At 45.0% G+C, this 23,892-nt stretch carries 21 protein-coding genes; 9 read left to right on the forward strand and 12 right to left on the reverse strand.

Features of this window, described 5'->3' with window-relative positions:
* Positions 1–36 precede the first annotated feature (36 nt).
* On the forward strand, positions 37–180 hold the full coding sequence (locus SD450_RS13510) for a hypothetical protein (RefSeq protein ID WP_318344983.1): 144 nt from the start codon (positions 37–39) through the stop codon (positions 178–180).
* Positions 181–232: 52 nt separating this feature from the next.
* On the opposite strand, the gene SD450_RS13515 is transcribed toward SD450_RS13510, so the two are convergent.
* Entirely contained in the window at positions 233–487 is a 255-nt protein-coding gene (locus SD450_RS13515; RefSeq protein ID WP_318344984.1) for a MoaD/ThiS family protein, read from the reverse strand.
* A 215-nt stretch (positions 488–702) separates the two neighbouring features.
* On the opposite strand from SD450_RS13515, the gene SD450_RS13520 reads away from it, so the two are divergent.
* Together SD450_RS13520 and SD450_RS13525 are read left to right on the forward strand one after the other, a co-directional pair.
* Positions 703–1,785 carry a vWA domain-containing protein gene (locus SD450_RS13520; protein WP_318344985.1) on the forward strand — a complete coding sequence of 361 codons (1,083 nt, stop codon included), beginning with the start codon at positions 703–705 and terminating at the stop codon, positions 1,783–1,785.
* A gap of 70 nt (positions 1,786–1,855) precedes the next feature.
* Positions 1,856–2,803, forward strand: a complete 948-nt coding sequence (locus SD450_RS13525) for a 3-keto-disaccharide hydrolase (protein WP_318344986.1) — start codon at positions 1,856–1,858, stop codon at positions 2,801–2,803.
* 53 nt (positions 2,804–2,856) lie between these two features.
* Here SD450_RS13525 and SD450_RS13530 read toward each other — a convergent pair whose 3' ends face one another.
* Positions 2,857–3,468: a 3-keto-disaccharide hydrolase gene (locus SD450_RS13530; protein WP_318344987.1), complete on the reverse strand. Its 612-nt coding sequence runs from the start codon at positions 3,466–3,468 to the stop codon at positions 2,857–2,859.
* A 150-nt stretch (positions 3,469–3,618) separates the two neighbouring features.
* On the opposite strand from SD450_RS13530, the gene SD450_RS13535 reads away from it, so the two are divergent.
* Positions 3,619–3,786: a hypothetical protein gene (locus tag SD450_RS13535; RefSeq protein ID WP_318344988.1), complete on the forward strand. Its 168-nt coding sequence runs from the start codon at positions 3,619–3,621 to the stop codon at positions 3,784–3,786.
* On the opposite strand, the gene SD450_RS13540 is transcribed toward SD450_RS13535, so the two are convergent.
* The 4 genes from SD450_RS13540 to SD450_RS13555 all read right to left on the reverse strand — a co-directional run bounded on the left by SD450_RS13540 (position 3,783) and on the right by SD450_RS13555 (position 7,600).
* Entirely contained in the window at positions 3,783–5,228 is a 1,446-nt protein-coding gene (locus SD450_RS13540; protein ID WP_318344989.1) for a M14 family zinc carboxypeptidase, read from the reverse strand. The two genes, SD450_RS13535 and SD450_RS13540, sit on opposite strands and share 4 nt — an antisense overlap.
* A 151-nt stretch (positions 5,229–5,379) precedes the next feature.
* Positions 5,380–6,039 carry a peptidoglycan recognition protein family protein gene (locus tag SD450_RS13545; RefSeq protein ID WP_318344990.1) on the reverse strand — a complete coding sequence of 220 codons (660 nt, stop codon included), beginning with the start codon at positions 6,037–6,039 and terminating at the stop codon, positions 5,380–5,382.
* A 213-nt stretch (positions 6,040–6,252) separates the two neighbouring features.
* Positions 6,253–6,687: a 3D domain-containing protein gene (locus tag SD450_RS13550; protein WP_318344991.1), complete on the reverse strand. Its 435-nt coding sequence runs from the start codon at positions 6,685–6,687 to the stop codon at positions 6,253–6,255.
* A 40-nt stretch (positions 6,688–6,727) separates the two neighbouring features.
* A complete protein-coding gene (locus SD450_RS13555) occupies positions 6,728–7,600 on the reverse strand; it encodes a pirin family protein (protein ID WP_318344992.1) in 873 nt (290 codons plus the stop codon).
* Positions 7,601–7,651: 51 nt separating this feature from the next.
* Here SD450_RS13555 and SD450_RS13560 point away from each other — a divergent pair, with 51 nt between their 5' ends.
* On the forward strand, positions 7,652–8,986 hold the full coding sequence (locus tag SD450_RS13560) for a serine hydrolase domain-containing protein (protein ID WP_318344993.1): 1,335 nt from the start codon (positions 7,652–7,654) through the stop codon (positions 8,984–8,986).
* Between the two features lie 1,026 nt (positions 8,987–10,012).
* On the opposite strand, the gene SD450_RS13565 is transcribed toward SD450_RS13560, so the two are convergent.
* The gene (locus tag SD450_RS13565) at positions 10,013–10,855 is read right to left on the reverse strand and encodes a 1,4-dihydroxy-2-naphthoyl-CoA synthase (protein WP_318344994.1); all 843 of its coding nucleotides are present in this window, start codon (positions 10,853–10,855) and stop codon (positions 10,013–10,015) included.
* 280 nt (positions 10,856–11,135) lie between these two features.
* On the opposite strand from SD450_RS13565, the gene SD450_RS13570 reads away from it, so the two are divergent.
* From SD450_RS13570 to SD450_RS13580, 3 genes are all read left to right on the forward strand, one after another.
* Entirely contained in the window at positions 11,136–13,130 is a 1,995-nt protein-coding gene (locus SD450_RS13570) for a Piwi domain-containing protein (RefSeq protein WP_318344995.1), read from the forward strand.
* Entirely contained in the window at positions 13,118–14,158 is a 1,041-nt protein-coding gene (locus SD450_RS13575) for a PD-(D/E)XK nuclease domain-containing protein (RefSeq protein ID WP_318344996.1), read from the forward strand. Before SD450_RS13570 ends, SD450_RS13575 begins: the two co-directional genes overlap by 13 nt.
* A gap of 374 nt (positions 14,159–14,532) precedes the next feature.
* Positions 14,533–14,958 carry a thiol-disulfide oxidoreductase DCC family protein gene (locus tag SD450_RS13580; protein ID WP_318344997.1) on the forward strand — a complete coding sequence of 142 codons (426 nt, stop codon included), beginning with the start codon at positions 14,533–14,535 and terminating at the stop codon, positions 14,956–14,958.
* Between the two features lie 557 nt (positions 14,959–15,515).
* On the opposite strand, the gene SD450_RS13585 is transcribed toward SD450_RS13580, so the two are convergent.
* From SD450_RS13585 to aroC, 4 genes are all read right to left on the reverse strand, one after another.
* Positions 15,516–15,860, reverse strand: a complete 345-nt coding sequence (locus SD450_RS13585; protein WP_318344998.1) for a GIY-YIG nuclease family protein — start codon at positions 15,858–15,860, stop codon at positions 15,516–15,518.
* Positions 15,861–16,140: 280 nt separating this feature from the next.
* Positions 16,141–17,313, reverse strand: a complete 1,173-nt coding sequence (locus SD450_RS13590) for a flavohemoglobin expression-modulating QEGLA motif protein (protein WP_318344999.1) — start codon at positions 17,311–17,313, stop codon at positions 16,141–16,143.
* Positions 17,314–17,400: 87 nt separating this feature from the next.
* Complete coding sequence (locus tag SD450_RS13595; protein WP_318345000.1) at positions 17,401–18,720, reverse strand: dicarboxylate/amino acid:cation symporter; 1,320 nt, start codon at positions 18,718–18,720, stop codon at positions 17,401–17,403.
* 56 nt (positions 18,721–18,776) lie between these two features.
* Positions 18,777–19,841: a chorismate synthase gene (aroC, locus tag SD450_RS13600; protein ID WP_318345001.1), complete on the reverse strand. Its 1,065-nt coding sequence runs from the start codon at positions 19,839–19,841 to the stop codon at positions 18,777–18,779.
* A 194-nt stretch (positions 19,842–20,035) separates the two neighbouring features.
* On the opposite strand from aroC, the gene SD450_RS13605 reads away from it, so the two are divergent.
* Complete coding sequence (locus tag SD450_RS13605; protein WP_318345002.1) at positions 20,036–20,953, forward strand: UDP-2,3-diacylglucosamine diphosphatase; 918 nt, start codon at positions 20,036–20,038, stop codon at positions 20,951–20,953.
* On the opposite strand, the gene SD450_RS13610 is transcribed toward SD450_RS13605, so the two are convergent.
* A complete protein-coding gene (locus tag SD450_RS13610) occupies positions 20,924–23,830 on the reverse strand; it encodes an FAD-binding and (Fe-S)-binding domain-containing protein (RefSeq protein ID WP_318345003.1) in 2,907 nt (968 codons plus the stop codon). The two genes, SD450_RS13605 and SD450_RS13610, sit on opposite strands and share 30 nt — an antisense overlap.
* Positions 23,831–23,892: the final 62 nt, after the last annotated feature.

Below are 23,892 nucleotides of genomic sequence, written 5' to 3' on the forward strand. Positions count from 1 at the left end.
AGAGGTAACTTTCGTTTAGGAACAAATTTTATTTCCATGCAGTACCTGAACAAGCAGATCGAAGCGATGGTCAAGCGGAAAAAATCCGCCTCATTGGTGAAAAAACAGATTTCCTGTGGTATTTTCCAAGATTTGGAGACCGTTGGCAACGATTTGAAGAAGCCAGAAAACAAGGATTAAGATTCCGTTTTTCCGTGGTTTGAACACCATTCAACCACGTGGTCCACTCCCTTTATCTTCCGCTCACCGGAGGAATCAGCGCAATTTCGTCATAGGAATTGATGATTTCATGGTCCTCTGCATAATTGTGGTTCACCGCCACGGCCATGGAGGACAGTTTATTGAGTTCCGGGTAAGTTCCCGACAAAAATGTTTTCAATTCCCCAACGGTCTTTGGTATTTTTTTTCCCGTTACACTGGATGTGGGAACCGATAGCGTGGGACTTCCTACAATGTCCTTTACGATTCCGAACAAAAGTATTGTCATAATATCAACCTATTTTCTGTTAGTGGTCTTTGGTTAGATAGGTTGGTATGGTATGTTTCGTATGATGGGATGAAATTACCAAAAATTATAGTGAACGTTCCCATTTTAACAGGAGCGGTATATTTTTAACTTTTCTTTAAATCAAATGTACGGCACCAAAATACTTTTCGGTAAAATTGAACGTTGTGCATGAAGAACCTTAACTTCTTTTGAAAATGAAACACACACTTCAATATTTCTTGCTTTTTTCCCTTACACTTATCCTTTTTTCCTGTGGCAATGCCGATGATGATGTAAGTTTTGACTTCAACGATAACGAACTGGGAATTGGCAAGGAGCCGGACGATTGTCTGGGTTTTGATGATAATGAACTCCTGTTGTCCATCCAAGATGAATTCACGACCCTACCGGGCAAGGTTTCCATCCTGTTCAAGGTTTCCGACCTTCAGGGAAATCCGGTTTCCGGATTGACCGCGGACCAGTTCACCATATATGAACAAGGTAGGAACGATGACTGTTTCAACCTAATTTCCGCCTCGGAATCACAGGCCCGGATTTCCCCAAACTCCCAGGTGTTCAACAACAACACCCTTTTGGTGCTGGACTTGAGCAACAGTGTACTGGACAGCAGTTTGGATGAATTGAAGGCCGCTTCCACCAGTTTCATCAACAATGTGATGCCAACTCCTGCTACGGATTCCTTCCAAATGGCCATTTATTGGTTTGATGGGGAGGATGAACTTCATCTTTTGAACCCCCTTACCTCTTCCGCAACAGAATTGACAACCGCCATTGATGGGATCACAGCCGATATCAGCAACGACCCTTCCACTGATTTATATGGGGCGGTCATCAAATCCACGGCCAAGGCCAAGGAATTGCTCAACCAAAATTCAGAGGTCATTGGGGCCGCTTCGGTCGTCCTTTTCACCGATGGAACGGACCAAGCATCACGGTATAGGGAATCCGATGCCTTAAAGGCTGTGAAGGAAGCGGATAGGAACATTTCCTATTTTACGATTGGTCTGGGTGCTGAGATCGACACGGAAGTACTGACCGAGATTGGAAAAACGGCCAGTGTCTTTGCTTCAAACAAAGAAGAGTTGGAAAACACCTTCAACCAGATATCGCAACGTGTTGCAGAGCAAGCAAATAGCTTTTATCTGTTTGAATACTGTACGCCCAAAAGGGATGGCAGCGGGGAGAGCAACCTTGTGATCCAACTTACCAATGGCAGTCTCCAAGGTGCGGTGCAGACCAAATTCAGTGCCAAAGGATTTATAGGAGGTTGTGAATGACCCCTGTGTTTAGAGCGTTCACTTTTTTGGATAAATCCCTATCTTGGACCTCCATTAAACTGAACAAATTATGACATTCTTAAAAAATTCCCTGCGTATTCTTATATGCACCTTGATCATGGTAGCAACACTTGGCACATACGCCCAGAAAACATATCCTTTAGAGGGTCGATGGGACCTGGAGATGGACTTTATGGGCAAGACCGCCCCATCGTGGTTGGAAATACGGCACTCGGGCCATGCGACCTTGACCGGTCGGTTTGTGTTCGCATTTGGAAGTGCAAGGCCCATATCCGAGGTCAAGACCTATGGGGACAACAAATTCACCTTTAGCATTCCCAACCAATGGGAGCCCAAGGGAAGCGACATGATCTTTCATGGGGAGTTGACCGATGGAAAACTGAAAGGCACCTTAATCTATACCGATGGTTCCGTTCTCCACTGGACCGGGTTGAAGGCCCCAAAATTGGAGTACACGGAAAATCCGAAGTGGGACAAACCCATCAATGTGTTCAATGGAAAGGACCTGACCGGATGGCATGTGGATGGCGAAAAGAACCAATGGGTCGTAAAGGATGGTACCTTGACCAGCCCAGAATCGGGTTCCAACCTCATCACGGACGAAAAATTCGAGGATTTCAAACTACACGTGGAATTCCGCTACCCCAAAGGGAGCAATAGCGGTATCTATCTTCGCGGCCGATATGAACTCCAAATAGAAGATGACAAGGGGTTGGACCCTATGGACATTTATATTGGAGGCGTGTATGGTTTCTTGGAGCCCAATGAGAATGCGGCCAAAGATGCGGGAGAATGGCAGACGTATGACATTACCCTGATCGGCAGAAGGGTCACAGTGACCTTGAACGGAAAGACCGTAATCACGGACGCCACCATTCCTGGAATAACGGGAGGAGCGTTGGACAGTAAGGAAGGGGAACCTGGACCGTTCATGATCCAAGGAGACCACGGACCCATTGAGTACAGAAGCTTTGTGGTGACCCCCAGAAAAAAATAATACGGACCATTATCAATCAAAAGCCCGATACTAAAAGTATCGGGCTTTGTTTTTTATTCGACTTCCGCAGGTTTGATTTTGATGTTTCTCCATTTCACCCTAATGCCGCCGCCATCGTGTATCTGAAGGGCAATGGCTCCTTCTCCTTTTCCAATGATCTCATCGGTCAGGTGTACCATTTCCACTCCGTTCAACCAAGTGATCACATCTGGGCCGTTCACGCGGATCTTGAACGTGTTCCACTCCCCCATTTTCAATACCTTCTCTTTTTCAGGTTCCGGTATGGCAAGCCAATTACGGCCATAGGATTCATAGATGCCGCCCGTATGCAGCCCTGGAGGGGCCACCTCTACTTGCCATCCACTGACGATGTTCCCTTCAAAAGTGGAACGGATAAAAACCCCACTGTTGCCATCGGCTTCTTGTTTGAACTCCAAGGAAAGTTCAAAATCCTTGTAGAAATCCTTGGTGGACAAGTAGCCGTAGTCGGCCTTGGGGCCACTCTCACAGATCAGTTCGCCGTTCTCCACAAACCACTTTTCATCACCATGCATGACCCAACCGTCCAAATTTTCACCATTGAACAGGTCTTTGGTAGGCGTTTGCGCCCAACCCCATTGAAAGGCCAGGGCAAACAGGGCCGTAGATAGAATCAATTTTTTCATAAATATTAGTTTGATTAAAAAAGGTCAAGTTATGTAAATCCCTACAAAACAATCAAAAATATAGGGTTTTTAGCCCAACAGTTGTTCCATATATACAAACGACGACCAAATACCTACTAACGACCGCAAGAAAATCAAACTCAAAACACTATGGATCTCGTAAAGGAAATCATTCAAAACAGTGCCATCGGTCCACTTCACAGCACTTTCAAAGGCATCGTGGTGGCGTTGTTCCTCAGCATTGTTTCGGCATTATTGATCATGCTGACCTTGTTGCTCTTACATGGGTCAACGCTCACTTTTCATTATGGGTATTAACGAACAATCAACCCATTCCCGAAATTCTGCTCTTCAATGGGCTTGGACAGATCCAAGAGCGATCCATTGATAACGGCATGGGTCAGCTTACCATCCTTTTCCAAAAAGAAGGTGGGGTTTGCCCCGGGCCACAGTCCAAAAGGACGCAGTTCAAAATCCTGGTCCACCAAAAACAACGGGGCTTCCGTATAGGCCTTTTTTTCGGGCAGGGCAGTTTTGACATAGGCCACGCCCTCGTTAAGCAATTGTAAGGGTTTAGAGATATTGTCCGCCGAAGCCATTTTTGGGGGCACAATTTTATACCCTGTGGCGTCAAAGGTCTCGTACCCATAAAAAGTGGAAAGATCGCCTTGGTCACCCACCGAACCCCTATAATAAAAATCATCATGTCCGTTCAGGTCCACCTCGTTCCGGAAAATGCCCAGGTCAATGATATAGTCCTTCCCCAAAAGTTCATAAGTGGCGTTCTCGATCTTCAGGTCGAACAATTGACGGTCGTTGTGGGGAATTTTTTCGTAATCCTCAACAGGGATATCCTTGTAAGTGCCCTTGGCAATGGTGTATAATGCCGACAGAATGGACACGTAGTTCAGTTTACGGATTTCCTGCTTTTCGGGGTCATTGGTGTAACCTCCGGATTCGATCAGGATGAGGCTGGTGCCCCACTTGGCAATGTTGTCCCCAAAGGCCCTTGGCTCAAAATCGTCGCTGTACCTTCCCACCTGGCCCGGTGCATAATTTTGGATGATCTTGTTCATATACACGATCACCTTCATGGCATTGGCCCGCACTTCGTTGATATCCTTTTCATAGTTATAGGCCGTTGCCAGATAGGAAATGGTGGCCGGCTTTGCGGTACGTTCCGCGTTGTAGTATTTGCTCTGGTCGTGCAGGTTGAACCCAAAACTGGCATCCAGACTGTCGCGGATACGCTTGAGTACCTGTCCTTCGGGCGATTGCAGCCGCAGCGCATCCCTGTTGATGTCTATGCCCAACGCATTTCTACGCTGGAAGGTCTCCGCCCCATCGGGATTTACCATAGGTAAAAAATGAAGCTTCAACTGGGAAAGGATCACCTCCTTTTCTTCCTTGAAATCCGGTGCGTCCAAAAAATGGAGGATGTCAAAAATGGCCTGTGTCGCCGTGGGTTCGTCCCCGTGCATCTGCGACCATAGGAAAATATTCTCATTGCCCGTTCCCACGCTAATCAAGTGTAGGTCGCGCCCCTGAATGGACTCCCCTACTTTCTGCACCTCAAACTTGGGATTGGCCTTGATCTTTTGGATCAGGGGCTGGATATCACTGTGCTTGATGCGTCTTTTTCCCAGGCTAGGTTCCTTGAACTGATCATACGTTTCATAAAGTTTGGAGGTGAGTGCATCTTGGGCACCAACCGATAGTGATAGGAAGGCAATTGCCAGTGATAATATATTTCTGATCATAGTTTGTTATCAAATTAAAGATTACAGCCCTGCAATTTATGTTCACTACAGGTTATTTAGTTATTTAGTTACTAAGTTACTGATTGTTGATATGTTGCATATGGTTAAATAATCCAATAACTTAATAACCAGTATACTTAGATTACATTTCCTAACTTTTTGGAACAGGTTTAAAGTTAAATTTTTTCGTGGCTTTTCGCACTTTCCCCATAAAATCCATACCGGGATCGGTCTTTGTGGTGCGGTATCCATCGTCCACTTCCAGCCAGAGCGGATGGCCTTCAAACTGGGTGTATTCTTGGTGTCCGATGACATATTCGATATCGTATTTGGAAGCCAGGTATTTTACAAGGAAAATATTGGCCTTCAACTGTTGTTTGGTCAACGGGAGTTCCTGGCCTCCCCCTACATTTTCAATACCAATGGCGCAATGATTGAGGCCGATGGTGTGTCTGGCCATGGTGGTTTCGGGCATCAATCGGTAAATGGTCCCGTCCCGGTCCACCAAAAAATGGGAAGAGACATTGAGACCGCTCACATTTTCCAGATCGGGCCGCCAATTGGGCAATGTGGACCTGTTGAACGCCTGAAAGGATTTTTTTAACGAAGGGATCGCCGTCCAGTGGAGCACCACCATTTTAGGGACAATCTGGGTGGAATCATTTTCCAGGCCATAGCGTTGGGCCATATATTCTTCTGTGAGTTCAATGCGTTGGTCATCAAAAATGATAGGGATGTCCACGATATCTTTTTGGGAGCCGCAGGCCCCGAATAGCAGTGTTGATAATGCAATCAGTCCAATTTTCTTCATTTATGGTTCTTTTTGTTGAAATACATATGATTCATTAAAGACATTCAGTTTTTGAAAACACCATCAACTTGAGAGTTATTGAGTTACTGATTATTGCCAGCCTACTGCAGGCACGGGTTATTAAAACGTACCATCTGAATAACCAAGTAACATAATAACCTTGTGCAATTCCAGTGCTTTTCAAAACCTATAGATTTTTCAAATTATAATGCATTAATCAAAAGTGCCTAAGGTAACATTTGTGGTGTCCACCGGAACGGCATAGCAGATCATCAGTTTTTTTCTGCCCCATTCCCTAGCTTTTTGTATATCCTTTCCCATGTAAATATCTATCCGGTTCCGCCAACGCCAATGCATTTTGTCCTTGACATAGAACGTATCCGGAAAAGTATCGATTTTCACCATGGTATTGTGTGTCAGCCCCAGTTTGATGAGGTCCCTGGACACGGCAATACTCTTCATTCCCGGTTTTAGGGTATCGCCCCAAGCGGCCACGGAAGGATTGATGCTGTCCGTTTGCCAGAACACGGAGTTGTATGCCGAAGCCGTGACCTGGTGCCCATACCATTGGTGCGAGTCCGGCTGCGGGGTTTCCGGCGCTTTGGCACAGGAAACGACCATCATACAACTGAGGAGTATTTTTTTCAATAGGTTCGGTGTTGTACCTAAAGGTACATATTATTGTGCTTTAGGACGGAAGCGGCACATAGGTGTCGTCATTTTCCATCATAGGGAACGTTTTATCCGCCCATGCCTTTTTGGCCTGTTCGATCTTCTCTTGGCTGGATGACACAAAGTTCCAATAAATGAATCGCTCTTCCGGGAAGGCCTCTCCGCCAAACAGCAACAAATGGGTATTCGGTTCCAAGATGATGTTGCAGGTATCCTCTACTTTGGAGACCAGAATGTTCCCTTTTTCCACCGTTTCGCCACAAGCTTTGATGCTTCCCTCCACAATGCAGATGCCTATTTCCCCTTTCAGGTTGCCGTTGACGTTCAAGGTGTATTCATCGGTATTCTTGATCTCGACCATAAAAAGGTCGGAATGCACGGGAACAGGGGATTTTTTTCCATATCCATCGCCAGCGATCAAGGTGAATGCTGCACTGGCATCGGTCCATTTGGGAAGGTCTTTCCCCTCAATATGGTGAAATTGCGGTTCCATATCCTCCAATTCCTTGGGCAGGGCCACCCAAATCTGGTAGCCATGGGCGGTGAATGTCTTACCGTTTCTCAGGTCAGGTGGTGTTCGTTCGGTATGGGTCACCCCTTTTCCGGCTGTCATCCAGTTCACCGACCCCGGACGTATGCGTTGATGGGTGCCCAGACCATCTTCGTGCATGATCTCGCCCTCCAACATAAAGGTCAGGGTGGAAAGCCCCATGTGCGGATGCTGGTCCACATCCATGTATTTTGAGGGACCCAGTTGCGTTGGGCCCATATGATCTATAAAGATGAAGGGGCCTATCATCCGTTTTTTTCGAAACGGGATGAGACGCCCTACCAAAAAGTCACCGATATCCCTGCTGCGTTCTTCGATGATCAACCCGATGTTGGACATATGTTTAATGTTTATATTTAGGAGCAGAAAGTTACAAATACATCCAAAACCATGAAACTACTGAAGCGTGTTTTGCTGCTCCTAGTCCTGATCATAGGAGTGGTCGTTTATCTGAACTACCCCAAACTGAACATTATTTCCGGTTATGCGGCCAAAAATGTGGCTTCGGGGGTCTATGTGGCCCACCGCTCCGCGGCAAGCATGAACCAATTTGACAACAAGGCCCCTTTGATTGAGCTGGCGTCCACCGAACTGGACGAGAGCAAGGAAGCGGCCTCTGCCACGGTCTATGGCCTGATGAAACGCACCGCGGTCTACCGTGATGGCCTTGGCGCCGTGTTGGTGAATGACGATTATGACCCAACAAAACTCACCATTCGCCCCAATCGAAACCAAAAAAAGGATACCATCCCCTATCCCTACGGACAGGCGGACCCCTTGGACACCATTTTGCCGGAAGTGGACATGGATTTGATCAACAAAGCGGTGGCCATGGCCTTTGCCAATCCTGAAACACAGAAAACCCGAACTTTTCTAGTATTGTACAAAGGACATTTGATCGCGGAGCGGTACATCGATGGATTTGACAAGGATACGCCTATTTTGGGTTGGTCCATGACAAAGAGTGTATTGGCCACTTGTTTTGGGATTCTGGAACACCAAGGGAAACTGGAGATGGATTGGCCTGCCCCCATTGCCGAATGGAAGGATGATGAACGAAAGAACATCACCTTGGACCACCTGCTTCGCATGCAGAGCGGACTGGAATGGGACGAGGACTACAGCACCATTTCCGATGTGACCCGAATGCTGTTCCTGGACAGCGATATGACAAAAGCCCAAAAGGATAAAAAAGCCATTGCAAAACCCACGGAAATCTGGAACTACTCCTCAGGCACCAGCAACCTGCTTTCGGGAATCCTCCGCCAGCAGTTCAGGAGCCATCAGGAATATCTGGATTTTCCCTACGCGGCCCTTATCGATAAAATAGGGATGCAGTCCATGGTCCTCGAGGCCGACATCGCCGGTAATTATGTGGGCTCGTCCTACGCCTGGGCCAGTACGCGCGATTGGGCCCGTTTTGGACAATTGTACCTCAATAAAGGGAACTGGAATGGTGAACAGGTCTTCGCCCCGGAATGGGTGGACTACATCACTACGCCCACCATCCATTCAAACGGTACCTATGGGGCCCACTTTTGGTTGAACGCCGAAGGGAAATACCCCGATGTACCCAAAGACCTCTTCAGTTGCAATGGGTATGAAGGGCAGCATGTGTTCATGATCCCTTCGAAGGATTTGGTGGTCGTGCGGACCGGATTGGCCGAAGAACCCTATTTTGATGTCAACGGCATACTGTCAAACATCGTGAAAGCCGTACCGTAAATCGAGCTGATGGTATAAAAGTGGAACCTAACCACAACAACGGGACAGTTCACAACAATAATTTCATTTGCGGGAACACTGGTGGTACATTTACGATGTAATTAATTCTGAAAGTAATTTTTTCATTTTCATATAGTGTTCTCGTAAAAGAGTCTTGACCCAAGTGGCAAGGCTCTTTTTGGTTTTGTACATTCCTGGTGGACACGCCTGCCTGCCGTGGTCATTGAGTTGTCACCCTGAGCGCAGTCGAAGGGCTGTCGAAATGCAGGCAGGAATTGCACGAATGACACTAATGGCTTTTTTTGATTTAGAAGAATGATCTATTTTCTATCATCTATTTTCTACTGTCCCCGTTGACACGCCTGCCGTGGTCATTGAGTTGTCACCCTGAGCGCAGTCGAAGGGCTGTCGAAATGCAGGCACGAATTGCACGAATGACACGAATGGCTCTTTTGATTCAGAAAAATGGTCTATCTTCAATCATCTATTCTCTATGGTCTGCGTTGACACGCGAATTTGCAGGAATAACTCGAATAGCTTGTCATTCTGAGCAGAGCGAAGAATCTCTTCACTGTCTATTCAAAATCAGAAAAAACGGGATGGATTTCAAAAAAACACGGAATGACCACAATTCCGAGGAACTTCACAACAATAATTTCATTTGTGGGTATATCGGTGGTACATTTACGATGTAATTAATTCTGAAAGTAATTTTTTTCATTTTCATATAGTGTTCTCGTAAAAGAGTCTTGACCCAAGTGGCAAGGCTCTTTTTGGTTTTGTACATTCCTGATGGACACCAATTGCACGAATGACACTAATGGCTCTTTTGATTCAGAAGAAAGGTCTATTTTCTATCATCTATTCTCTATGGTCTCTGTTGACACGCCTGCCTGCCGTAGTCATTGAGACGTCAGCCTGAGCGCAGTCGAAGGGCTGTCGAAATGCAGGCAGGAATTGCATGAATAAGTCGAATAATTTGTCATTCTGAGCAGAGCGAAGAATCTTTATTAAATAAACAATGAATTACGGAATCCACTTGTCCTTGCCAAAATCGGGTTTGCGCTTTTCCAAAAAGGCATTGCGACCTTCCTTGGCCTCGTCGGTCATGTAGGCCAAACGGGTCGCTTCCCCTGCAAAGACCTGTTGCCCCACCATCCCATCGTCCGTGAGGTTCATGGCGAACTTCAGCATTTTGATGGACGTCGGTGACTTTTCCAGGATTTCCTGCGCCCATTGGTAGGCGGTGTCCTCCAGCTCGTCATGTGGGATCACGGCGTTCACCATGCCCATTTCATAGGCTTCCTGCGCGGAATAGTTTCGTCCCAAAAAGAAAATTTCACGTGCTTTTTTCTGTCCCACCATCTTGGCAAGATAGGCCGAACCGTACCCCCCATCAAAACTGGTGACATCGGCATCGGTCTGTTTAAAAATGGCGTGTTCCTTACTGGCCAAGGTCATGTCGCAGACCACATGCAGGCTGTGCCCTCCCCCAACGGCCCAACCGGGCACTACGGCAATCACCACTTTGGGCATAAAACGAATCAGGCGCTGCACTTCCAGGATGTTCAGACGGTGATAGCCATCCTCACCCACATACCCTTGTTGTCCACGCGCTTTTTGGTCGCCCCCACTACAGAAGGCCCATTTGCCGTCCTTGGATGAGGGTCCCTCGCCGGAGAGCAATACCACGCCAATGCTGGTGTCCTCCTGCGCATCGTAAAAGGCCTTGTACAGTTCGCTGGTGGTCTTGGGCCGGAAGGCATTGCGTATATCCGGGCGGTTAAATGCAATACGGGCCACACCGTTGCATTTTTTATAGGTGATGTCCTCAAATTCCATGGCGGTCTGCCAGTTGGGTGATTCCATAGGTGTGTGTTTTGTTGGATTACAAAATAACGGAAAATCTGCCTTATGCGGGTTTGGGAAAGAACAGCAACTGCAATCCTATCTGTGCCAACGGGTTAGTGTTGATAACATGGTTGAGAATTGGATTGGTTTTGACAACGATTTGAAGGAAATTTCAGCGAAATTTGGGATTTGCGCCGAACTTAGTATGGTGTATATAAGTGTAACTCAATAAAATTAGTCAAATTTTAACGTTGCCATCAGGTACAATGGAAATTAAATTATACTGAAGGAAAATTAAATGAGTGGATTATTTTTAAACTTCTATCAAATAGATATTACTAAAAATGCTACTTCAATTGATTCAATTGAATACAGCCTATATGCTTCAAAAGAAGCTTACATTAGATTAAAAGAAGATTTTCCAAACCTATCATTCTATCGTGACAATGATAAAATATTACTCTGGAAGAGATCTAGTGAGTCTGAACTTCCAGAAAATACCATATCAATAAAAGTTCACTTTACTGAGAAACCAAAGGTGCTTTCCAAAATTTTAGAAAGGTCTATTATTGATTTCGTAGAACCCAAAGGTTATCGGATATTCAAGAATAAACATTCAAACTCTTGGGAAATAATCTCCCCGAAAGATGTTTTAAATGGAAGTATTGAAGGTTTATCTGTCAACAGAATTGTGCATTTTTCACCTTATTTCTTTTTTAAAGAAAATAAACTGTTATTGGGCTTTTCGTTATCTACTTCACTCAAAAACTCTTTTACTTGGAGCAAGGCAGAGTTTGAAAAATACGGTATTGACATTAAAGGATTAAAAGGTGATGATGATAGAATCTTTGCAAACAGACAATCAATAAAACGTTTTTTAGAAACCAAAGGAGCAACAACCAAATATGACCAAATAATTAGTGAGGAGAACAAAAACTCAAAATGCTTTGCTGTAATTGACGGCTTTTACAAATGGCTAGATAAAAATAGAGCGGAAATTAAATTGCCTTTTGGACTAGAAATAAATGCTATTTCTAAAAAGTATTTGCCCTTTGAAGATGAATTGGTAAAGTCTGAAATCATTGGAAAGCCACAGAGATATTTTTATAGTAACCGAAAGAACACACAAAAGCTCTTTAAATATGATGAAATGGTTAAGGCTTATCAGCCGTATTCATTGGAACTTTACCAAAACAAGCAAATCAATATTGGTGTGATTTGTCCTTCTGAATATCAGGGCGAAACAGAAGGTTTTGTAAAGAAAATTGAAGCAAAGCTAAAAGAGGTTTTCCATTTCAACTCTTTAAACTTTCATTTTAAAACAATAGCAGGAAAAGATTTAGAAAATTACAAAGAAGTGCTTTATGATGAGGCTTTACAAAAGTGCGATTTGATTTATGTAATCGTAAATGAAGCCCAAGAAAAGTTAAGTCCGAATAATTCACCGTATTACGTCTGTAAAGCAAAGTTTATAGGCAATGGCATTCCAACTCAGGATGTTCAAATAGAAACAATCAGACAGAATTTGAATGGCTTTACAATGACCAACATTGCATTAAACTCTTATGCAAAACTTGGCGGTACAGCTTGGACAATTGAAAAGGAGGACAAACTAAAGGACGAGTTAGTAATTGGCATTGGCTCTACATTATCAGAAAATTGTCAGTTTGTTTTAGGTATAGCACAAGTTTTTCATAATGACGGCAGATATATGACGGGAGATTGTTCTCCCCTCTCTTCATTTGCCAATTATGCTGAAAATTTGGAAAATCATCTTTACAAAACATTAAAGCCATTGGTTGAAGAAATGAGCAAATCTGGCACATTCCGCTTGATTTTTCATTTGTTCAAGTCAGCCAGTGAAGAATATGAAATAAAAGCCATTAATGGCTTAAAAGAGAGATTGGCAAATTACAATTTTGAATTTGCGTTGGTTCATTTGGCGTATGGTCATAATTTTAGATTGTATTACAATGATGGAAGAAATGACATCAACCAAGGAACATACATTCAATTAAGTAAACATTCTGCTTTGCTTCATTTTGTAAGCAAGAGTGATTTGCCCTTGAAAATTGATTTGGATAAGCGTTCTACCTTCACAAGTTTGTTCTACATAGCAAAACAGGTTTATTGGTTTTCACATTTGTCGCATAGAAGTTATATGCCTTCAAAAAGAACAGTTACGATAATGTATCCATCTTTAATGGCAAGAATGACCGAAGAACTCAAAAAAGTAGAGGGTTGGGATTATGAAAGATTAAAAGCAGTAAGCGAAAAACTATGGTTTATTTAAGAGAGATATTAAAGCATAACAGGACGAAGTTAATTCAATACAAGAATATTGAATTGGCCGCCTATCTGTATGTTCAATCTTTCAAGGAATTGCCAAACTATTCATTTGAATTAAGTCCTGATGAAGAAATTGCTTTAATTGGCTATAAAAAAGAAAGCGTTGAAGTTTCTAAAATTGTTTCTATCATATCAAAAGTCCCAATAAAGGGGCTAAGTGCAATTTCCAATGTTTACAAATTAGCTGGCTTGTACTTATCTGCAAAAAGTGAATTGAGCCAACAACTCAAAGAAAAATATCAGCAAAGTGATTTAAAGCAAAAATACTTTCTGACCAAAATTGAACCAACTCTAAAACCTCTATTAGAGAACGAAGTTAAAGCGTTGCAAAATCAACCCTTAGCCGTTTTAATTAAAACAGTTTTTGACATAGACACAGTCAGTGAGACAGAACTGAATACTGCATTGCAAGCTGTTACATCGGGAACCGACATTGATGTTCAGTTGCAAATTCTTTTAGAAGATATTGAAAGTGCTTTGCTAAACATAAGATATATCAATAAGTCTGCTGATGAAGTGGTAAGGGATATTTTGAATAATTTCAGCAATGCTATTCAGAAGATTATCAAGAACCGAAGAAAAGACCATCCCAATTTTGAAATTGAAGATGAATATGACGTGCAGGATATTTTGTATGTGATACTTAAATCGGTATTTCCAAACTTGCGGGATGAAGATGCCATTGGTAAAGTTGGAGCAAAAACAACTAAAATCGACTTGATAATAAGGGAAGAAAGAATTTTAGTGGAAGTAAAAATGATTAAAGAGAAGGATTCAAACGAAACGCATTTCATAGAACAATTAAAAGCAGATTTTGAATCATACCACGAATGTAAATGGTTGAGAAAGCTATTTTGCTTTGTTTACGACCCTTACAAAAAGACTCGTGATGTTTCAAATTTTAATGACTTGAATGGCGACAGAATAAAGGGCGAACACAATTTTAATGTAGAAGTTATTTTAGCGAACTAAAAAACCAGCAGCCACATTGTATAATTATAATACGAAATAATGCCTAAATATGAATAAACATCAGTGCCACAATGAATGTGAAAGATAATTGAATCCCTAACTACACTTTGTTGAACCGACAACAAACCATACCCATACAATCCAACACTTTAGTATTGCTGTCAGACGGCACAACCCATTCAAAACAGATGCCTATCTTTAGCATTACCTCCAAACCATTGGGACATGAGCGTTGACCTATTTTTTCAAAAAATCAGAAGCTACCACCCTATTTCCGAAACAGCGGAAACGGCTTGGAAAAGCCGCAAGTATCTTATACAACTATCCCTCGCCTCATAATCCCAAACTCCCGTATCTTTGTAGTGTCCCTTAAAATGGGTTCAAACACTATGGTGGAAAACGGAAAAAAAATCATTCTTTTCGATGGGGTCTGCAACCTCTGCAACAACAGTGTGCTGTTTGTGATCAAACGGGACAAAAAAGACCTGTTCCGCTATGCTTCGCTGCAAAGCGAGGTGGGCCAACAACTGGTCCGTGAGCGGGGTATCGACACCAGCCATGTGGATTCCATTATCTTGATTGAGCCCGGAGTGGCCTATTTCACCAAATCCGATGCGGCCCTCGAAATTGCGCAGCACTTGGGCGGCCTTTGGAAACTGTCCGCGGTCTTTACATGGATCCCGAAATCCATTCGGGATGTGGTGTACGACTTTGTGGCACGCAACCGCTACAAATGGTATGGCAAGAAAGATGCCTGCATGGTTCCCACCCCTGAGTTGAGGGCCAAGTTTTTGGGGTAAATCTTCAACTACTTCTCGATACGATTTTCTTCGAAAACCACTCGAAGTGACACCACAACATTATTACTTGTCAGTTCGAGTGTTTTCCCGAAACAGAGTGAAGGGAAAATGTATCGAGAACCCTCAATTTCAAATTAAGCCACAATCCAATTTTGATTCTGCACAGTAATACTTCTCGATAAAATTTTCCTCGAAAATCACTCGAAGTGACAACGCAACATTACCACTTGTCAGTTCGAGTGTTTTTCTGAAACAAAGTGAAGGTAAAATGTATCGTGAACCCTCAATTTCAAATTAAGCCACAATCCAATTTTGATTCTGCACAGTAATACTTCTCGATACGATTTTCTTCGAAAATCACTCGAAGTGACACCTCAAGATTCCCTCTTGTCAGTTCGAGTGTTTTCCCGAAACAAAGTGGAGGGAAAATGTATCGAGAACCATAAGTCCTATCTCAGTCAAAACTCCCATTCCGATAAATTAATCCGTGCAAGAACACTTCTCGATACGATTTTCTTCGAAAATCACCCGAAGTGACACCACAACATTACCTCTTGTCAGTTCGAGTGTTTTCCCGAAACAAAGTGAAGGGAAAATGTATCGAGAACCAAGAGTCCAAACTTTTTCTTGGAGAGATTGGGCAACTCATCATATTCACCATCAATAAGCGCCTTCTTTTTCTGTTTCGACCATTTCTTGATACGTTTTTCAAATGTTATGGCCATTTCGGGGTCGGTAAATTCGCAATGGTAAACCAATTTGACGGGACGTCTAGAGTAGGTATAGCTGCCTTTATATTTTCCCATTTGATGGGATTCCAGTCTGCCCATCAAGTCAGACGTGACACCTGTGTAATAAGTGTTGTCCGAGCATAATAATATGTAAACACAATACACTTTCATAAATGCTTCAACTACTTCTCGATACAATTTTCTTCGAAAATCACTCGAAGTGACACCACAACATTACCTCTTGTCAGTTCGAGTGTTTTCCTGGAACGAAGTGATGGGAAAATGTATCGAGAACCATGAGTACTATCTCAGTCAAAATCCCATCCCTATAAATTGATTCGTGCAGAAACACTTCTCGATACAATTTTCTTCGAAAATCACTCGAAGTGACAAACTCGATTTTGAACACTTGTCAGTTCGAAGGTACAAGGAAAATGTATCGAGAACCCTGTTATTTCAAGTTGTTCAAGATAAAATCCAAGGTCTTGTTGGTATTCAATTTCTGGTCGAACGAATAACTTTTATGGGTGATGGGGTGTGCCAATCCCAACCCTTTCAGGTAGTTGATGGTTTCCTCGTACTCCAGGGCCACCTTGCCCGTTAGCAGCACATCCATGGACTCTTCCCTTTGGTAACGCTTGTAGATCTTTCGCAGTCCGCTGAGGTAAAGGCGGTCTTTCGTAAAGCCCCCACCCCGATGAGCACGAAGCGTGATGGTAAAAGCATCGTCCCGGTTCAGTTTGTACTGCCCGTGGATCAGGTCGAACGTATCGGCAAACGTGTAACCCTTGATCAAACTATCGGCGGCCAACACCCGATAGGCAATTTCCTTAAGGCGCTTTAGCGTCAGAGCACCACCCATATACTCGCTGAAAACCGCCAATCCTTCCTGGGTCTCCACATTTTTGGGCAAGCCGTTGGAAAAAATCTTCAGGGGCTGTTGCAGACCGTTGTAGGTGGTCACCAAATGCACGCCGATCTCATGGTTGGCAAGGGTAAGCAATTGGTTCTTGCTGAACTTGGTGTTCTTTTTGATCAACAACGATTGGGTACTGTTGCTCACCATGGCCTCTGCGGCGATGCTGGTGGAATATCTGATGTTCAACGGAAAATTGTACTGCTGCACAAAATCCTCAAAATAGCTGCGGGCCTCCTCGGCCGAGAATACCTTCTCCATGTCGGGAACCATTGGCTCATCGGCAAAATGAAGGATGAAACGGGCATTCTGCACATCTTTTTCGGTAGGACTCCCATAGACCCGCAACGAATTGTAATAGAAATTCCTGCTTTTCCCTATGGTCTCGATGCACTGCACCATGTTGGAATAGTAGTAAATGACATCTTGGTAAAGCTTGCGGAGATGTTCGTTCCGTATCCGTTCCAAACGTTGGGAAAAAAAGAGCCGGTGCAGTTTATAGGGGTCGAACTTGAGTTTGGGATACTTGAACTCTGGTTCCACAGTATATTTTGAGGCAAAGAACCGCTGCTTTTCCTTTTCAATGTTCTGTGGGTTGATGTAGCTCAGCAACTCTATCTTCCGTACCAATCGGTCCAGATTGGCATCTATCTCGAACACATAGGGATATTGTTGTACCAGTTGTTCTGCTTGTTTTTCACCGACCATACTCTTTCTTTTTCAAATGCACATAGCTTTTTGGGAACAAAACGTTTGATTGTTCCTCCGTCAAGCATAGCTTACCAAGGTTTTTTGCTACTTTTTCAGGTTATCGTCCCAGTTCTTCACCTTTGGATCTCCTAGCTTGCCCACGGATTTGGCCACCATCATGGAAACTGTGGCATCGCCCGTAACGTTCACAATGGTACGGCACATGTCCAAAGGTCGGTCAACTGCAAAGATGAGTGCCAGACCAATGGCGAGTTTATCCGAAGGAAAACCAATGGATTCCAACACAATGACCAACATCACCATTCCTGCACCGGGTACTGCCGCCGATCCAATGGAGGCCAACAGCGCGGTAAGCACTATGGTCAGTTGACCAGTGAAGGTAAGGTCAAAGCCCAATGCCTGTGAAATGAAGACCGCGGCCACACCTTGGTAGAGACTGGTACCGTCCATGTTGATGGTCGCCCCGACGGGCAGCACAAAACTGGACACTTCCTTATCCACACCGATGTGTTCTTCCACCCTTTCCATGGTCACGGGCAGTGTTGCTGCACTGGAACTGGTGGAAAAGGCCAACAATTGGGCTGGGCTCATCTCCTTCAAGAACCATAATGGGTTTTTCTTGGTGAAAACAGACACCATGATGCAGTAAAAAACAATCATCAAGGCCAAACCAAGCACCACCACGAGGGCATATTTCAACAAGGCCAACAAAAGATCGGGGTCACTTGAAGAGACCACAACCCCGGCCAAAAGGGCAAATACGGCATACGGTGCGGTGAGCATAATGAGGTCTACCATCTTGAGCACCACTTCGTTCATGGAATCAAAGAAATCCTTCAACGGTTTTGCCTTCTCCTCGCCGATCAACAACATGGAAATGCCCAAAAAGATGGTGAAAAAGATGACCTGGAGCATCAAACCGTTGTCGCTCATGGCGGCAAAGGCATTATCGGGCACCATGTCCTCCAAAAACTGTAAGGGCCCACTGTCCTTCTGTCTCGACGCCTCTTCGATTTTTGAGGTCACACCGGCATCGCCAGCGTAGGTATCCGTCAATTTTTGTACGGTTTCCTGCGAGATTCCATTGCCCGGCTGCATCAAATTCACCAGTACAAGACCAATGGAAATGGCAAAAACCGTGGTGATGATATAGATGCCGATGGTACGCAGCCCTATATTCCTGAATTTTGAAATGTCCTTGAGGTCGGAGATGCCTTTTACGAGGGATGCCACGATAAGGGGAATGGCAATCAGTTTGAGCAATTTCACGAAGATCGTACCCAGGGGTTGGATCCAATCGGAAACAAAATCCTTGCCCCAATCCACGTAGGTCATTGCAAAACCGAAGAGAATACCCAAAAGCATCCCGATAAGGATTTGCCAATGTAATTCTAATTTACGCATAAGTGATTTTTAGGAGAGGAAGATACTATTTTGCCCTGAAACTCCCTAAAATGCCCTCAGATTTTGTTGGTACGCGCCAAAAGGGCGTAATCGGCAAGCACCAAAGCGGCCATCGCCTCCACAATCGGCACCGCCCTAGGCACCACACAGGGATCGTGCCTGCCCTTGCCTTGGGCCATGACCTTCTCCCCTTCCTTGTTGATGGTCTCATAGGATTGAAGTACGGTCGCTACCGGCTTGAAGGCTACGTTGAAGTATATGTCCATACCATTGCTGATGCCTCCTTGGATTCCCCCGCTCCGATTGGTCTGGGTGGTCCCATCCGTGTTGTAGGCATCGTTGTGTTGGCTGCCCTTCATTTTCACGCCTTCGAACCCACTGCCATATTCAAACCCCTTCACAGCGTTGATGGACAGCATGGCCTCTCCCAAACGGGCATGGAGCTTATCGAAAACGGGTTCTCCAAGACCGACCGGTACATTTTGAATCACACAGGTGATCACCCCGCCAATGGTATCCCCTTCTTTTTTTATGGCCTTGATGTATTCTTCCATCTGCTGGGCCATTTCCTTATCGGGGCAACGGACAGGATTGGACTCGATCTGGGAAAAATCGAGTTCTTGGTAGGGTCTGTCCAATTTCATTTCCCCAACTTGGCTGACAAAGGCATTTATTTGGATTCCGTTCAAGAATTGCTTTGCAATGGCCCCTGCCACTACCCTACTTGCCGTTTCCCTGGCCGAACTCCTGCCTCCTCCTCGGTAATCACGGAAGCCATATTTTTGATCGTACACATAATCGGCATGTGACGGGCGGTAAGAGTCCTTGATATGGGAATAGTCCTGGGATTTTTGGTTGGTGTTGTGGATGGCAAAACCGATGGGGGTTCCCGTCGTCTTTCCTTCAAAAATACCGGAGTAAATCTCCACGGTATCGGGTTCCTTGCGTTGGGTGACAATGGCAGATTGTCCGGGTTTTCTTCTGTCCAGTTCCGCTTGGATTTGATCTACATCCAACGGTATCCCGGCAGGACAACCATCGATTACGCCCCCAAGGGCCTTTCCGTGCGATTCACCAAAGGTGGTGAGCCTAAAAAGTTGTCCAAAAGAATTTCCTGCCATTCGGTATAAAATTGTACGGATTCCAAAGGTAGATGTTATCGTTGGAATTCAAAAACAACGGGGACACTTAATGTTATTGTAACATTTTGCGATAGCGATTGATGTTTTTTTAACAATAATGTCATGTATTGATGATCTGGATTTGATTTTAAGTTTATACCTACTGTTTTAATTTGCAGTCAAACCCTATACGATTGAAAAAAAGGAAGATAGAATTGGCCGTGATTTCCGATGTCCACCTAGGAACATACGGTTGTCACGCCGACGAACTTATTGCATATCTGAACAGCATCCAGCCCAAAAAGCTCATTTTGAATGGGGACATTATTGATATTTGGCAGTTCAGCAAACGGTATTTCCCCCCTTCCCATCTCAAAGTGCTCCGAAAGATCATCGGGATGGCTTCAAGGGGCACGGAAGTATTCTACATCACTGGAAATCACGATGAAATGCTCCGTAAGTTCAGTGATACTTCAATGGGCAACTTTAAGATTTCCAACAAGTTGGTCCTAAATCTGGATGGAAAAAAAGCATGGATATTCCACGGGGACGTGTTCGACGTGTCCATCCAAAATGCCAAATGGCTTGCCAAACTGGGCGGATATGGATATGACCTGCTCATCGTGATCAACAGCTTCGTGAACTGGTGGTTGGTGAAAATGGGAAGGGAAAAATATTCCTTGTCCAAACGCATCAAGAACAGCGTGAAAAGCGCGGTGAAATACATCAACAATTTTGAAAGGACCGCTGCGGACCTCGCCATCGAAAATGGATATGACTATGTCATCTGTGGCCACATCCATCAACCCAAAAAAGAGATCTACGAGAACAAGAACGGAAGCTGCACTTACCTAAACTCTGGGGATTGGGTGGAAAACCTGACCGCGCTGGAGTATTCCTTCAAACGCTGGAAAATTTACCACTACAACCACGATAGGCTCTCCCCTTTCTTTGTGGACGAGGACCTCAAGGAAATGGACATGAACGAACTCATCGCCTCCATCACCGACAAGGAAGTGGATATGGAAGACGTGACGGAAGAATACCTCGACGATGCGGAGGAAACCCCGAACACGAAGACCTTAGACAACCAAGGCTTCTCTCAGGATTGAGACCGGGTGCTGCGCCTCGCGTTTGGTGCCGTCCTTGATCTGATGCCTACAGCTGGTGCCGTTGGCCGCAATAATGGTATCCTCGGTGCTTTTGGTCACTGCAGGGAACAATTTCAGGTTCCCCACTTGCATACTGGTTTCGTAATGCTCCTTTTCATACCCGAACGACCCCGCCATACCGCAACAACCTGATGCGATGATGGATACCTTGTAGTTTTTGGGCAAATTCAATACATCAAAAGTCACTTTTTGGTTGCTCAACGCCTTCTGATGGCAATGGTTATGGATCTTGACCGTGCGGGCTTCTTCTGTGAAACTATCTGACGTAATATGCCCTCCTGCAATTTCCAAAGCCAAAAACTCTTCGATCAACAGCGAGTTGACAGCCAATTTCTTCAACAGTTCCTTATCATGGTGCAAACGCTGATACTCGTCCCTAAACGAGAGAATGGCGGAAGGTTCGAGGCCTACTAGGACAACACCATCATCCAGATAGGGCTTTAACTTTTCCATGTTCTTGTCCACCAATCTTTTCGCTTCTTTCAAAAATCCTTTGGAGAGATAGGTCCTACCACTTTCCGCATAGAACAGTTCCACATCATAGCCCAATTTACAGAGCAATTCTATGGCGTCCCTGCCCACTTCCACATCCAAATATTTTACAAACTCGTCCACATAGAGCACCACCTTCTTTTTGGTCGGTTGCCCCTTGAACTTGTTCAGATGGTTTTCAAAATTGAACCGATACACTTTGGGCAAGCTTCTTTCCGGGGCCACACCGGCCATTTTCTTTACCAATCCGCCCAACACACCTGAATCATACACGGAATTGGTCAACCACGAAATTTTGCTTCCCATGGCATTCAAACGGGTATTGTGTGCAAACAATTTGCTCCGAAGTGGGTATCCGTTCGTCTCTTGGTATTGGTAGAGGAATTCCGCTTTCAGTGCCGCGATGTCCACATTACTGGGGCATTCACTGGCACAGGCCTTACAGCTGAGGCAGAGGTCAAAGACCTGCTTAAGTTCTTGATGGTCAAACTGATTGGCTTTTTCGGAATGGGTCAAAAACTCCCGTAGCGCATTGGCCCGCCCCCTTGTGGTATCCTTTTCATTTTTGGTGGCCTGATAGCTGGGGCACATCGCACCGTTCATGTGGTGGCTCTTTCTACAGTCCCCACTTCCGTTGCATTTCTCGGCTGCTTTCAGGATTCCCTCACTGTCCGAAAAATCCATCAGGGTCTTGATCTCGGGCTCTTTTCGGTCCACGACATAGCGCAAGCTTTCATCCATCGGGAAGGCATCCACTATTTTTCCGGGATTGAAGATGTAATTGGGGTCAAAAAGGGCCTTCACCCTTTTCAACAAGGCATAATTCTCCTCCCCGATCATCAACGGGATAAACTCGGCCCGGACAATACCGTCGCCGTGTTCACCACTGAAACTTCCGTTGTATTTTTTGGTGAGTTTGGCCACATCGGTCGTGATGGAACGGAACAGGACCACATCTTCCGCCTTTTTGAGGTTGAGGATGGGGCGCAAATGCAGCTCCCCTGCCCCTGCATGGGCGTAGTACACCGCATCTTGGTGGTATCCCTTCATGATCTGGGAAAACTCCCCGATAAAATCCTTCAGGTCTTCCAAAGCCACCGCAGTGTCCTCGATACAGGCCACCGCCTTTCGGTCCCCGACCATGTTGCCCAACAGCCCAAGCCCCGCTTTGCGCAGTTCTATTGCCTTGTTGATATCATCCCCAAAAAGAACGGGGCTGGCATAGCTTAGGCCCGACTTTTCTATGGTGGCCAACAGCCCTTCCAATTGTTTCTGAAGGTCTTCATCGGAATTTGACCGCACTTCCAACATCAAGATCGCTGCAGGGTCGCCATCCACAAAAAAACGGTTGGCCAACTGCGCCCTGTTGTTCTTGGTACAGTCCAAAATTACCTTGTCCATCATCTCGCAGGTATGCAGATTGTGCTGCATCACCGGGGCAACATCCATAAGACAATCTTCCAGCGTTCTATAATGTGTGGCGACCATGGCGGAAAAACGAGGTGGCAGGTCGTCCAACTGTAGGGTCACCTCCGTAGTGAAGGCCAACGTGCCCTCACTTCCAGACAATAGTTTGCACAGGTTGAAATCTTCCTGACCATTTCCGAATATATCGTTCTTGAGGAGTTCGTCCACAGCATATCCCGTATTTCTTCGGTGTATGCTGGGCTTTGGAAATTCTTTTTCAATGTTTTTTTGGGTCGCTTCGTTGGAAAGTTCCTCGAACAAGCTGGCGTAGATCTTTCCTTCCAGTGTGGGTTCCGATTTCTTCTTTTCAAATTCTGCTTTTGAAACAGCGCCAAAGAAAGCTTCGCTCCCATCGGACAAAACGCAGCGCATGGACACGACTTTGTCCCGCGTCACCCCATATTGGATGGATGTGGTGCCCGAAGAGTTGTTGCCCACCATGCCCCCGATCATACATCGATTGGACGTTGAGGTGTTGGGACCAAAAAACAGTCCGAACGGTTTAAGATATTGGTTGAGTTCGTCCCGCACCACCCCGGGCTGGACGGTCACTTGCTTCTTTTTTTCATCAAATGCGATGATTTCCGTGAACTCACGACTGACATCCACAACAATGCCATCTCCCACGCATTGACCTGCCAGGGACGTGCCCGCTGTCCTTGGGATAAGCCCAATTTTATTTTCGCTGGCAAAAGCCACCAAAGTCTTGATATCACTGGCATTCTTGGGATAGGCCACTGCCAAGGGCAGTTTGCGGTAAACGGAGGCATCGGTCGCATACAAGGCCCTGCTCAAATCATCGGTCAAGAGGTCTCCTTGCAGCCTAGCCGCAAGGTTTTTCAACAAGTTTTTATCCAATTTGGAATATTTTTGGAAACTAAAATGCTTTTTCAAACGTAAATGTAAATACAAAACTATCT

It is taken from the genome of Flagellimonas baculiformis, assembly GCF_033441575.1.
Lineage (GTDB): Bacteria > Bacteroidota > Bacteroidia > Flavobacteriales > Flavobacteriaceae > Flagellimonas > Flagellimonas baculiformis.

Bases quoted from the DNA above. Each gene is read 5' to 3' on its own strand.
- SD450_RS13510 (WP_318344983.1), top strand. From the start codon at position 37: ATGCAGTACCTGAACAAGCAGATCGAAGCGATGGTCAAGCGGAAAAAA.
- SD450_RS13515 (WP_318344984.1), bottom strand. From the start codon at position 487: ATGACAATACTTTTGTTCGGAATCGTAAAGGACATTGTAGGAAGTCCC.
- SD450_RS13520 (WP_318344985.1), top strand. From the start codon at position 703: ATGAAACACACACTTCAATATTTCTTGCTTTTTTCCCTTACACTTATC.
- SD450_RS13525 (WP_318344986.1), top strand. From the start codon at position 1,856: ATGACATTCTTAAAAAATTCCCTGCGTATTCTTATATGCACCTTGATC.
- SD450_RS13530 (WP_318344987.1), bottom strand. From the start codon at position 3,468: ATGAAAAAATTGATTCTATCTACGGCCCTGTTTGCCCTGGCCTTTCAA.
- SD450_RS13535 (WP_318344988.1), top strand. From the start codon at position 3,619: ATGGATCTCGTAAAGGAAATCATTCAAAACAGTGCCATCGGTCCACTT.
- SD450_RS13540 (WP_318344989.1), bottom strand. From the start codon at position 5,228: ATGATCAGAAATATATTATCACTGGCAATTGCCTTCCTATCACTATCG.
- SD450_RS13545 (WP_318344990.1), bottom strand. From the start codon at position 6,039: ATGAAGAAAATTGGACTGATTGCATTATCAACACTGCTATTCGGGGCC.
- SD450_RS13555 (WP_318344992.1), bottom strand. From the start codon at position 7,600: ATGTCCAACATCGGGTTGATCATCGAAGAACGCAGCAGGGATATCGGT.
- SD450_RS13560 (WP_318344993.1), top strand. From the start codon at position 7,652: ATGAAACTACTGAAGCGTGTTTTGCTGCTCCTAGTCCTGATCATAGGA.
- SD450_RS13565 (WP_318344994.1), bottom strand. From the start codon at position 10,855: ATGGAATCACCCAACTGGCAGACCGCCATGGAATTTGAGGACATCACC.
- SD450_RS13570 (WP_318344995.1), top strand. From the start codon at position 11,136: ATGAGTGGATTATTTTTAAACTTCTATCAAATAGATATTACTAAAAAT.
- SD450_RS13575 (WP_318344996.1), top strand. From the start codon at position 13,118: ATGGTTTATTTAAGAGAGATATTAAAGCATAACAGGACGAAGTTAATT.
- SD450_RS13580 (WP_318344997.1), top strand. From the start codon at position 14,533: ATGGGTTCAAACACTATGGTGGAAAACGGAAAAAAAATCATTCTTTTC.
- SD450_RS13585 (WP_318344998.1), bottom strand. From the start codon at position 15,860: ATGAAAGTGTATTGTGTTTACATATTATTATGCTCGGACAACACTTAT.
- SD450_RS13590 (WP_318344999.1), bottom strand. From the start codon at position 17,313: ATGGTCGGTGAAAAACAAGCAGAACAACTGGTACAACAATATCCCTAT.
- SD450_RS13595 (WP_318345000.1), bottom strand. From the start codon at position 18,720: ATGCGTAAATTAGAATTACATTGGCAAATCCTTATCGGGATGCTTTTG.
- aroC (WP_318345001.1), bottom strand. From the start codon at position 19,841: ATGGCAGGAAATTCTTTTGGACAACTTTTTAGGCTCACCACCTTTGGT.